Origin of the sequence: Pseudomonas sp. AF32 (assembly GCF_022342325.2) — a bacterium.
Taxonomy (GTDB): domain Bacteria; phylum Pseudomonadota; class Gammaproteobacteria; order Pseudomonadales; family Pseudomonadaceae; genus Aquipseudomonas; species Aquipseudomonas uvaldensis.
In genome coordinates, this window is the sequence record NZ_RQJK02000004.1 from 170,560 (window position 1) to 181,027 (window position 10,468).

The 10,468-nt window shown below is 61.5% G+C and carries 8 protein-coding genes; 5 read left to right on the forward strand and 3 right to left on the reverse strand.

Annotated features, from left to right (window positions below):
* Positions 1-98 precede the first annotated feature (98 nt).
* Positions 99-323, reverse strand: a complete 225-nt coding sequence (locus EGM97_RS05735; RefSeq protein ID WP_238962990.1) for a YgdI/YgdR family lipoprotein — start codon at positions 321-323, stop codon at positions 99-101.
* A 216-nt stretch (positions 324-539) separates the two neighbouring features.
* Here EGM97_RS05735 and EGM97_RS05740 point away from each other — a divergent pair, with 216 nt between their 5' ends.
* The 3 genes from EGM97_RS05740 (at position 540) to EGM97_RS05750 (ending at position 6,594) form a co-directional block, all read left to right on the forward strand.
* Complete coding sequence (locus EGM97_RS05740; RefSeq protein WP_238962991.1) at positions 540-2,192, forward strand: VRR-NUC domain-containing protein; 1,653 nt, start codon at positions 540-542, stop codon at positions 2,190-2,192.
* Positions 2,189-4,519 carry an ATP-dependent DNA helicase gene (locus EGM97_RS05745; RefSeq protein WP_238962992.1) on the forward strand — a complete coding sequence of 777 codons (2,331 nt, stop codon included), beginning with the start codon at positions 2,189-2,191 and terminating at the stop codon, positions 4,517-4,519. Before EGM97_RS05740 ends, EGM97_RS05745 begins: the two co-directional genes overlap by 4 nt.
* 143 nt (positions 4,520-4,662) lie before the next feature.
* Positions 4,663-6,594, forward strand: coding sequence for a hybrid sensor histidine kinase/response regulator (locus tag EGM97_RS05750; protein ID WP_238962993.1), 1,932 nt, complete (start codon positions 4,663-4,665; stop codon positions 6,592-6,594).
* 18 nt (positions 6,595-6,612) lie between these two features.
* Here the strand turns inward: EGM97_RS05750 and EGM97_RS05755 are convergent, their stop codons facing one another.
* A complete protein-coding gene (locus tag EGM97_RS05755; RefSeq protein WP_238963021.1) occupies positions 6,613-6,843 on the reverse strand; it encodes a hypothetical protein in 231 nt (76 codons plus the stop codon).
* A gap of 145 nt (positions 6,844-6,988) precedes the next feature.
* Between EGM97_RS05755 and EGM97_RS05760 the strand changes: the two genes are divergently transcribed.
* Positions 6,989-7,525: a hypothetical protein gene (locus EGM97_RS05760; protein WP_238962994.1), complete on the forward strand. Its 537-nt coding sequence runs from the start codon at positions 6,989-6,991 to the stop codon at positions 7,523-7,525.
* On the opposite strand, the gene EGM97_RS05765 is transcribed toward EGM97_RS05760, so the two are convergent.
* Positions 7,497-8,867, reverse strand: coding sequence for a cation:proton antiporter (locus tag EGM97_RS05765; RefSeq protein ID WP_238962995.1), 1,371 nt, complete (start codon positions 8,865-8,867; stop codon positions 7,497-7,499). The genes EGM97_RS05760 and EGM97_RS05765 overlap by 29 nt on opposite strands.
* A 186-nt stretch (positions 8,868-9,053) precedes the next feature.
* Here EGM97_RS05765 and EGM97_RS05770 point away from each other — a divergent pair, with 186 nt between their 5' ends.
* Complete coding sequence (locus EGM97_RS05770) at positions 9,054-10,460, forward strand: iron-containing redox enzyme family protein (protein WP_238962996.1); 1,407 nt, start codon at positions 9,054-9,056, stop codon at positions 10,458-10,460.
* The last annotated feature ends 8 nt before the right edge of the window (positions 10,461-10,468 follow it).

Sequence of the window (10,468 nt, forward strand, 5' to 3'; positions counted from 1 at the left end):
TCGGTGAGTGATCGCCGCCCATAAAGTCATTTCCCCCATCACGTATCCACTGCGCCGGGGCAGCCCTCTGGAGGTTGAGGGCCTGGTAGCGGTGCGGATCAGTCTTCCTTGCGGATCGTCGCCACTTCATCGGCGCGAACCCGGACTTTCTTGCCCGAAATGTCTTCGAATTCGTAGAAGCCATCGGAGGTGCGGGTGTTGGGGGTGTCCTGGGTCAAATACTGGGTGCCGTTCTGCAGGGTCACCACCGTCGGCGTGGAGCAACCGGCCAGCGCCAGGAGCGCAGCAGCGGCCAAAGGCAGGCCCAGAAGTCTGATGTTCATATCCATAACCTCTCGATGAAAAAGGTGCGGCCTGACTGATTCGACCGCGCCACTACTGTAATCAACCGCCATTGGTCTCGCTTGCTGTAGGAAAGTTCATCGCCGACCGCAGGATTTCACCTTTTAAATATAGGAGACCGCTCATCCTTTGCAGTTGCCTGCGTGCTTCGTAGCTGATATCTGTACGCATAACCAGTACTGTGGCGCTTTTCCCCCGTGACAATCAACCCCCTCGACGATCCCTTCTACTACCTGAACAACTTTCAGCAGGTGCTCGCCTGGCTGACGCAACGTTATGCTGATGTGCTCAGCCCCGAAGAACAGCGGTTTATCGACGATTTTGCGGCGGTTCCTCGTCCGTCCCAGGGGCTGCTGGTGCGGATGGTGATGCGCAAGGGGCTGCGCTTTCGGCACAGCAAGTTGAGCTACTCGGAAATCGGCGACATTGCCACCGCCGTGAAACCGCTGCTGGCACTGGGTTGGGTCGCCGAACAGGTTCCCCTGAGCCTGGCCGAGTTGTTCGACGTGCTACTCAAACCTGAAATCGTCCAGTGCCTGGGGCATCTGATCGAGCGACCGAAGGCGAAGAAGACGCAATGGCTCGAGGCCTTGAGCGATCGGGTCAACCAAGCGCAGCCCTTCCACGCCTGGTGCCCGCAGCTTGGGGATCGGCTGTATAGCCTGACGATCATGGGTATTTGTGACCGGTTGAGGCTGATGTTCTTTGGCAACCTCTACCAGGACTGGTCGGAATTCGTACTGGCGGACCTGGGCATCTTTACCTACGAAACCGTGGCGTTCAGCGCCGAGTCCCGGGGCTTGCGCAACCGGCGGGACGTCGATGCCTGCGTCTTCCTGTACGAGTGCCAGCAGCGCCTGGAGGCCGGTGAGCCGCCGCAAGACGTCGTTGCCCAGGTCAATGCCCTGGAACTGGACAATCCGTGGCTGGAGCGGCGTCGGGGCAAACTGTTGTTCCAGATCGGCCAGTACGGCGAGCGCATCGCCGATTTTGCCCTGGCCCTGAGCATCTATCGCGATTGCACCTACCCCGGCGCCCGTTTGCGGATGATCCGTGTGCTGGAGCGCATCGGCGAGTACGACCTGGCCCTGGCATTGAGCGAAGAGGCTGTGCGGGCGCCCCAGGATGCGGCCGAGGCCCAGGCTTTGCTCAGGATCGTTCCTCGCCTGCGGCGCAAGTTGGGTGGGCCGCCGGTTCCGCGCATGCTGGCCCGGGAAGTGGAGCGACTGGACTTGCAACTGCAGCGCATCGACCCGGTCCTGTCGGTGGAGTATCACGTCCAGGCCCATCTGCACGACGAAGCCGCTCCGGTGCATTACGTCGAGAACAGCCTGATCAACTCGCTGTTCGGGCTGCTGTGCTGGCCGGCGATTTTCGCGCCGCTGCCGGGTGCGTTTTTCCACCCCTTCCAGCGCGGCCCGGTGGACCTGCTCAACGAAGATTTCCACGCTCGCCGCGCCGAGCTGTTCGCAGCCTGTTTCGCCGAGCTGGAGGACGGGCGCTATCGCGACACCATTGCTCGCCGTTACGTGGAAAAGTGGGGTATCCAGTCGCCTTTCGTGTTCTGGGGTTCCTTGTCCGAAGCGCTGTTGAATCAGGCGCTCGACTGCCTGCCGGCCGAACACCTCAAACACTGGTTCAACCGCCTGCTGCTGGACATCAAGGCCAACCGCGCCGGGATGCCGGACCTGATCCAGTTCTGGCCGCAGCACAAGACCTACCGCATGATCGAAGTCAAAGGCCCTGGCGATCGGCTGCAAGACAATCAGTTGCGCTGGCTGGAGTTCTGCCATGAGCATTGCATGCCCGTCGCCGTGTGCTACGTGCAGTGGGTGGAGCAGAGCGCATGAGCCAGGAACCGGTGTATGGCATCGCCGTGCGGGCGCTGTGTGAGTTCACCGCCAAGACAGGTGATCTGGACCTGCGTTTTACCCCGTCGCCCACGGCCATGGAAGGCATCGTCGGCCATCGCACCGTGGCGTCACGGCGCAGCGAGGGGTATCAGGTCGAAGTCAGCCTGGAAGGGGTTTACCGAGGGGTGAAGGTCAGGGGCCGGGCCGACGGTTATGACCCGCAGCGCAATTGCCTCGAAGAGGTGAAGACCTACCGGGGCGATCTGGCGCGGCAACCGGCCAATCACCGTCAGCTGCATTGGGCCCAGGCGAAAATCTATGGCTGGCTGATGTGCGACAGGTTGCAATTGCCGCGCATCGACGTGGCGCTGGTGTATTTCGACATCGTCAGCGAAAAGGAAACCCGCTTGACGCAAAGCTTCGAGGCGCCACTGCTCCAGACTTTTTTCCAGGAAGAGTGCACGCTGTTCCTGGCCTGGGCCGGGCAGGAGGTTGTCCACCGACAGGCGCGTAATGACGGCGCCCAGGCCCTGGCGTTTCCGCATGCCGGTTTCAGGCCGGGCCAGCGGCACCTGGCCGAGTCGGTGTTCAAGGCCGTCAGCACCGGTCGATGTTTGATGGCACAGGCACCCACCGGCATCGGCAAGACCATCGCAACCTTGTTTCCAATGCTCAAGGCCCTGGCACCGCAGAAGCTGGACAAGGTGTTTTTCCTCACCGCAAAGACCCCCGGCCGCAAGCTGGCCCTGGATGCGGCCCGCGTGATGATCCACAGCGCACCTTCAATGCCGCTACGGGTGTTGGAAATGATCGCTCGGGACAAGGCCTGCGAGCATCCGGATAAAGCTTGCCACGGCGAGTCTTGCCCACTGGCCCGTGGGTTCTATGACCGGTTGCCGGCTGCCCGTCAGGCCGCCAGCCGGATCAAGCTGCTCGACCAGGCTGCGTTGCGGGGGGTCGCACTGGCCCACGAGATATGCCCGTACTACCTTAGTCAGGAGATGGCGCGCTGGGCCGATGTGGTGGTGGCCGACTACAATTACTATTTCGATTTCAGCGCCTTGCTCTTCGGCCTGGTCCAGGTCAATGGCTGGACCGTCGCGACCCTGGTGGACGAAGCCCATAACCTGGTGGAGCGGGGACGTCAGATGTACAGCGCGACACTCGACCAGTCGACCCTGGCCGCCGTGCGCAAAACCGCTCCTGAGCCCTTGAAGAAAGCCCTGCAGCGGGTCAATCGGCAATGGAACGCCTTGCATGGGCCGCAAGTGGCGGCATACCAGGCTTATGACCAGGCGCCGGACAAACTCCTCCAGGCGTTGGCGCAATGCACTGGCGCTATCGGCGACTACCTCAATGACCATCCCCAGGGCCTGGACAGCGGATTGCAGGCGTTCTACTTCGATGCGTTGCAGTTTGGTCGGGTAGCGGAGTCGTTCGATGAGCATTTCCTGTTCGACATTCACAAGCGCGAGCCGCAAAGCACGCGCAGCCGGTCCACCCTGTGCCTGCGCAACGTAGTACCGGCCGGCTTCCTGCGGCCAAGGTTCACCGCGTCTCGTAGCAGTGTGCTGTTCTCTGCGACCCTGAGCCCCCGGCACTATTACGCCGATCTGCTGGGCACCCCGGCGGACACGGTATGGATCGATGTCGAGTCGCCGTTCCAGGCCGAACAGCTGGACGTCCACGTGATCAGTCGGATTTCCACCCGTTTTGCCCATCGCCAGGCCTCCCTGGAACCGATCGTCGCCTTGATGGCCCGTCAGTTCCGCGAACGGCCGGGTAACTACCTGGCGTTCTTCAGCAGTTTCGATTACTTGCAGCAGGTGGCCGGGCTGTTTGCCGAGCGACACCCGGACATTGCCACTTGGGCTCAATCGCGAGGCATGGGGGAAGTGCCCCGGCAAGCCTTTATCGAGCGCTTCGAGGCGCATAGCCAGGGCATCGGGTTCGCGGTGCTGGGCGGGGCGTTCGGTGAGGGCATCGACCTGCCGGGCTCGCGTCTGATCGGAGCATTCATCGCCACCTTGGGCCTGGCGCAATTCAACCCGGTCAACGAGCAGATCAAGCAGCGCATGACCGCTATTTTCGGCGACGGTTATGACTACACCTATCTGTATCCGGGATTGCAGAAAGTCGTTCAGGCCGCGGGCCGGGTCATCCGTACCCAGCAGGATCGTGGTGTGGTGATGTTGATCGACGACCGCTTCGGCGAAGCCCGGGTGCAGCACTTATTGCCGCGGTGGTGGTCAGTGAGGCAAGAGGGCGACAAATCCCCCTGTGGGAGCGAGCTTGCTTGCGAAAGCACTTTGTCAGTCATTTGAGTCTCCACTGACCCACCGCTATCGCGAGCAGGCTCGCTCCCACCCAGGGGCGCTCAGAATACCGTTGGGTGTGCGGTACTTTTTCCCGAGACACCAACTGTTCCATAATTCGCAAAAAAATCCAGACGGATGTTACGGCCAAAATGCCTGAGAATGAGCCCTCGATCACCCGCATCAACGAAGAGCAGCGTTTTCGCCTGCTCATCGATGCCGTGGTCGACTATGCCATCTACATGACCGATCCCACGGGCATCATCACCAGCTGGAACTCCGGCGCCCGGCGTTTCAAGGGTTATGAGGAAGCGGAGATCATCGGCCAGCATTTTTCCCGTTTCTATACCGATCAGGACCGGGCCGCTGGCTTGCCGCAACAGGCACTGGATACGGCGGTGCGCGAAGGCCGCTTCGAAGGCGAGGGCTGGCGGGTACGCAAGGACGGTACGCTGTTCTGGTCCCACGTCGTCATCGATCCGATCATCGACAGCCATAGCGGTGCCTTGCTCGGTTTCGCCAAGATCACCCGTGACCTGACCGATCGCAAAATGGCCGAGGAAACCCTCAAGCAAAGCGAGCAACAGTTCCGCCTGTTGGTGCAAAGCGTCACCGACTACGCCATCTACATGCTCGACCCTGACGGCCAGGTCACCAACTGGAACCAGGGGGCACAACGGATCAAAGGCTATCTTCCAGCGGAAGCCATCGGCCAGCACTTCTCGATGTTCTACACCCCTGAGGACCGAGAAGCCGGCGAGCCCCAGCGGGCGCTGCGCATCGCTGCCGGCGAGGGGCGCTTCGAGAAAAAGGGCTGGCGCGTGCGCAAGGACGGCACGCGGTTCATGGCCCACGTGGTCATCGATGCGATCCGCAGCGATACCGGTACGCTGTTGGGTTTTGCCAAGATCACCCGCGACATCACCGATGCCACCCAGGCGCAATTGGCCCTCGAACAGGCCCGTGAAGCGCTGTTCCAGTCCCAGAAGCTGCAAGCCGTCGGCCAGCTCACCGGTGGTATCGCCCACGACTTCAACAACTTGTTGACCGTGATCCTCGGTAACCTGGAGATCGTGCGCAAGCGCATGCCCGGCGATCCGAAACTCACCCAACTGCTGGAAAACGCCACCCAGGGCGCGTTGCGTGGCGTTTCGCTGACCCAGCGGATGCTGGCATTTGCCCGACGGCAGAAGCTGACGTCCGAATCGGTCCAGTTGTCGGCCCTGGTGCAGGGTATCAGCGGCTTGCTGCAGAGCTCTCTGGGCCCCTCGTTCCATATCCAGACCTCCTTTGCCCCAGGACTTTCACCCGTGCTGGTGGATGTCAATCAACTGGAACTGGCCATCCTCAACCTGGCGACCAACGCCCGGGATGCCATGCCCAGCGGCGGTCGCATCCTGATCACAGCCGATGAGCGACGGGAGACTCAGGCCTCGCCACAGACAGCCATGAAGCCAGGACGCTACGTTTGCCTGTCGATCGTCGACGAAGGCGAGGGCATGGACGAGGCGACCCTGGCGTCGGCTGTCGAGCCGTTCTTCACCACCAAGGGCGTCGGCAAGGGGACTGGCCTGGGGTTGTCCATGGTCCATGGCCTGGCGGAGCAGTTGGGGGGACAATTGTTGCTTCGCAGCAAGAAGGGGGTCGGCACCTGCGCCGAATTGTGGCTCCCGGTGGCTCGGGACCCGATCTCGGAGAAAATACCGGTACGGGAATCGACCTCATTGGTGACCCAGGAATTGCGGGTGCTGGTGGTCGACGACGACAGTCTGGTGCTGACCAGTACCCGGCTGCTGATCGAAGACCTCGGACACCGGGTGCTTTGCGCATCTTCCGGGATCCAGGCCCTGGAGTTGTTCGAATCCAACCAGGACATCGACCTGGTGATCACCGACATGGCCATGCCGCAGATGGACGGCGCTCAGTTGGCGCAATTGCTACGCGACCGCCGGCCCACCTTGCCCATCGTCCTGGCCACCGGCTACGCCGAACGCCTGGAAGGCTTCGCCACGCAACTGCCGCGGCTGACCAAGCCGTTCAAGCAGATCGACCTGGTGAAGGTCATTGGACAAACGATGGGATGAACATCGTTTCCGCGGCCGCTACGTGGTGTTCTTCCTGAAGCCCCGAAGGTTCATCGCACACAGGCAGAACTGCAGGACGATCAAGGCGTAAGCGTTCGTATGCAGCCCCCAGATCACCCATAGGATGTTGCTTGCAATGAAGCAACTGAACCCGGCCACCCGACGGCGCGGCTGGCGCGAGCCGATCAGCCAGGCGGCCAACACCGTCACCATCATCGCGGGCCATTGCACCCATCCAACATAATCCACCGCTTGCTCCTCGTGCTTGCGATGATCTACAGACCGCAGGCGGCGGCCCGGCGTTTCGTTGGACCGGCGGTCCATCGACTTGAACTTGCCCGACGGTGCGTTCCTCCAACGAAGCTGAATCATCTTTGAGGAATAGACCTGCGCAATGCCCCGAATCCTGACCAGCCAGACCCAGGAAGAAGAACTGACGGAACACAAGGCCAAGCTGTTTGGATCCCCCAAGGAGCGCTTGGATTTCTACCGTCGGGAGATCCAGTACGAGACCAGTATCCTGGCCAATCGAACCGATGCGTACCTGGCCGCCCAGTCCTTCCTCGTGATCGCTTTTGCTTCGTGCATGGCCAACTTGAACCCCGAGTGGGGCAAGTTGTTCACCCTGGTCGTGCCGCCATTTCTGGCGCTGCTGGGTTTTCTCAGCTCCCTCAACGCCTGGCCGGGCATCCGCGCAGCCTACGAGATCATCGATCACTGGCATTTCAAGCAAAGCGAGCTGCTGCGTGCCGAGCCGATGATGGGACTGGTCTATGACGAGTCGCCGCTGTTCAGCGAGCAGGAAGCGACCCACAAGGGCTACCGCAAGTCGCTGTTGTTCTCGCTGCGAACCCCCTGGATCTTCGCAGCGTTCTGGGTGCTGCTGGGGGCGTATTCGGTGCTTATCCAGGTGACCGATCCCGGGGGTTAGCCTGTGCTCGCTGCTGGTGACGCTCATACCAGGCCAGGATGGGTTGGGTGCTCAGGCCGTGGACCAGGATGCTCAGGGCCACCACCGACAACGTGAGGTCGATACCCAGTTGCGCCACGTGTGGTTGTAACTGATGGTTCAAGGCAAAAAACAGATAGAACAGGCTGCCGATGCCTCGTATGCCGAACCAGCCAATCAGCAGCCGCTGGTGTCTGTCCAGCAATGGCCCCCAAGGGATCGCCAGGACGCTCAGGGGGCGAATCACGGCAAACAGCAGGCCACCGATGACGACGGCACGCCAATCCCAATGGTTGACCAGCACCACCCCCAACAGGGTCACCAAAAACACCTCCATGGCGCGTTCTACCAGACTGCCGAAGGCCAGCATGTCGCCCATCATCACCCCGGCGGCCACTTGACCGTCATCCAGGGACTCGGTATCCCCCAGCAGCGCTTGTCGTGGCGCGACGGTTTCGTGCCCGACCACCGGTTGTACCAGATGCTCGGCCGGTGGTGATTCTTCGTCGGTGGATTCGACTTCGGCTTGACGCAGCCCCAGCCCGGCGGCGAATACCGAGAGGAAGCCATAGCCCTGGACCGACTCGGCGGCGACGTAAGCCAGGGCGATCAGGGCCAGGGCCAGGTAGTCGTTGGGCGAGAGGGTGCTATCGGCGTTGCGGATACGCATCGATAGCGTCAGCTTGCCGATGCCGCGGCCCATCCAGTAGCCCACCAGTAAACCGGCTGGTACGGCCCACAGAACATTGCGCAAGGTCCATTCCATCAGCAAGCCACTGCTGTTGTCTTCGCGCAGCATCAAAAGGCCCAGGATCACGAAGGGGAACGCCGTCCCATCATTCAACCCGGCCTCGCCGGACAGACCGAAACGCACCCGGTCGTCATCACGGGCATCGTTGACTTGCACCAGTGCCGCCAGCACCGGATCAGTGGGCGCCAGCATCGCGCCGATCAATAGCGACACACCCCATCCGAGGCCGAACAGATAGTGCAGTGCCAGGCACAGGCCGCCGATGGTCAGGATCATCACGGGACCGGCCAGCCCATAGGCCACGCGCCAGGTGCGATTCTTGAAAGGCAGGCGCAACTTGAGGCCGCTGACGAACAGCGAAAACACCACGGCGATTTCGGTGAGGTGTTCCATCCATACCGAAGAATCGTCGATGTCCAGTCTCAGCAAGCCGAGCCCCAACGGGCCGATGACAACACCCAGCACCAGACACACGGCCGAGGTGGTTACCGGCATCCAGCGCAGGTAAGACGAGGTCAGGGCCAGGGTCAACAAGACGGCACCGAGCACGGCTACCCACACTGAAAAAGTCATCGGTGCTCCTTGATCCATGTGCCGCGGGGAATTTGCCTCTGGTTATTCGTTCGAGGCATGGCGAGTCGATACGGTTCCGTTTATCCGGCTGCCGTTCAATCCGAGGGAATTTTTATTCCCGCGCAGGGCTCTGCAATGGAAGAGACGTGTTGATTCAGCGTCCTGCCGAGAACTGAAGAGGCCCTTATGACTGCGCTGACCTCCCTGCACCAGCCTGCCACCCCTGCCACCGCAGGACCGTTTACAGATGCACCGTTTACCGAGGCCGGTAACGTGCGCCAATGCTACGAGCGCCTGCTCCAGGGCCCTGACGATACCGACAAACAATCCATGGCCCAGGCGTTCCTCCAGTCTTGCCTGGAAAAAGCCGCTGCCTTGCCCCAGGAAACCCCCGATGACCCGGCAGCGCTGCAAGCCTGGGTCGAAGAGCACAGCGCCGGTGTGGCCCGGCAGTATGCCGATTATCTGGAACGTCGCAAAAACGGCGGGCCCCGTGAGTTTTTCAGCAGCAAAGCCCATGCGCTGTACTTCCTGCAAGCCGTCGCACCGACCAAACTGGTCGACGGTGCCTGGTTGTACGGCGTGCTCAAGCACTGGCACGACCATCGCTTCGAAGGGTTGCTGTGCACCTACCTGGAAGAACTGGGGGACGGTAATCCGGCGCAGAACCATGTGGTGATCTATCGCAAGTTGCTCGCCGAGCATGGCCTGCCGGACACTCCGGACATCGATGACGAGCGCTACCTGCAAGGCGCGGTGCAACTGGCCCTGGGGTATGCCGGCGATGAATACTTGCCAGAGGTGATCGGTTACAACCTGGGCTATGAACAATTGCCCTTGCACCTGCTGATCAGCGCCTATGAGCTGAGCGAACTGGCCATCGACCCGTATTACTTCACCCTGCACGTCACCATCGACAACGCCAGCACCGGCCACGCTCACAAGGCCGTGCAGTCGCTGCTGCAATTGATGCCGATGGAAGCCGATCGCGAGGCCTTCTGGCGGCGGGTCACCCTGGGTTATCGCCTCAATGATCTGGGGCAGGGCAGCCGGGCGATCATCGAGGCGTTCGACCTGGAGCGCGAAGTGCTCGACATGCTCGAACGCAAACGTCCGTTCGGCCAGCATATGCATTCAGACTACTGCAAGTTCCAGGGCAAGACTGTCAACCAGTGGCTCGCAGAGCCCGGTCAACTGGAAGGTTTCCTTCAGGCGCTGCAGGACAAAGGTTGGATCAAGCGCCACGAAGACCCGCAGAACAGTCGCTTCTGGAACCTGATTGAAGGGGCGGGCGCCGCCATGTTCGGGGTGTTCAGCCCCTACGAAAAGCAGCTGCTGCACGACTGGATCGCCGGAGATTGGCTGAACGAGCGCAGCCGCAGCGCGCCGCGGCGCAATCAAGGGGCTGCGTGCGAACCTCAGATGCCGGTGGAGGATCCCGATGTTCGCAACCTGCAACAGGCCCTGCGTGGCAACGCGCCCGATGAGCAGATGCAGACTCTCATGCCCTGGCTCTCGGCCCGCTGCCACAGCCATCCGGCGGGATTGCTGGCCACCCGCCGGTTCATCGAACTCAAATCCGTACTTCGCTAGGAGCCCTG

Coding starts and splice junctions, on each gene's coding strand:
- EGM97_RS05735 (WP_238962990.1), bottom strand. CDS start 323: ATGAACATCAGACTTCTGGGCCTGCCTTTGGCCGCTGCTGCGCTCCTG.
- EGM97_RS05745 (WP_238962992.1), top strand. CDS start 2,189: ATGAGCCAGGAACCGGTGTATGGCATCGCCGTGCGGGCGCTGTGTGAG.
- EGM97_RS05750 (WP_238962993.1), top strand. CDS start 4,663: ATGCCTGAGAATGAGCCCTCGATCACCCGCATCAACGAAGAGCAGCGT.
- EGM97_RS05760 (WP_238962994.1), top strand. CDS start 6,989: ATGCCCCGAATCCTGACCAGCCAGACCCAGGAAGAAGAACTGACGGAA.
- EGM97_RS05765 (WP_238962995.1), bottom strand. CDS start 8,867: ATGACTTTTTCAGTGTGGGTAGCCGTGCTCGGTGCCGTCTTGTTGACC.
- EGM97_RS05770 (WP_238962996.1), top strand. CDS start 9,054: ATGACTGCGCTGACCTCCCTGCACCAGCCTGCCACCCCTGCCACCGCA.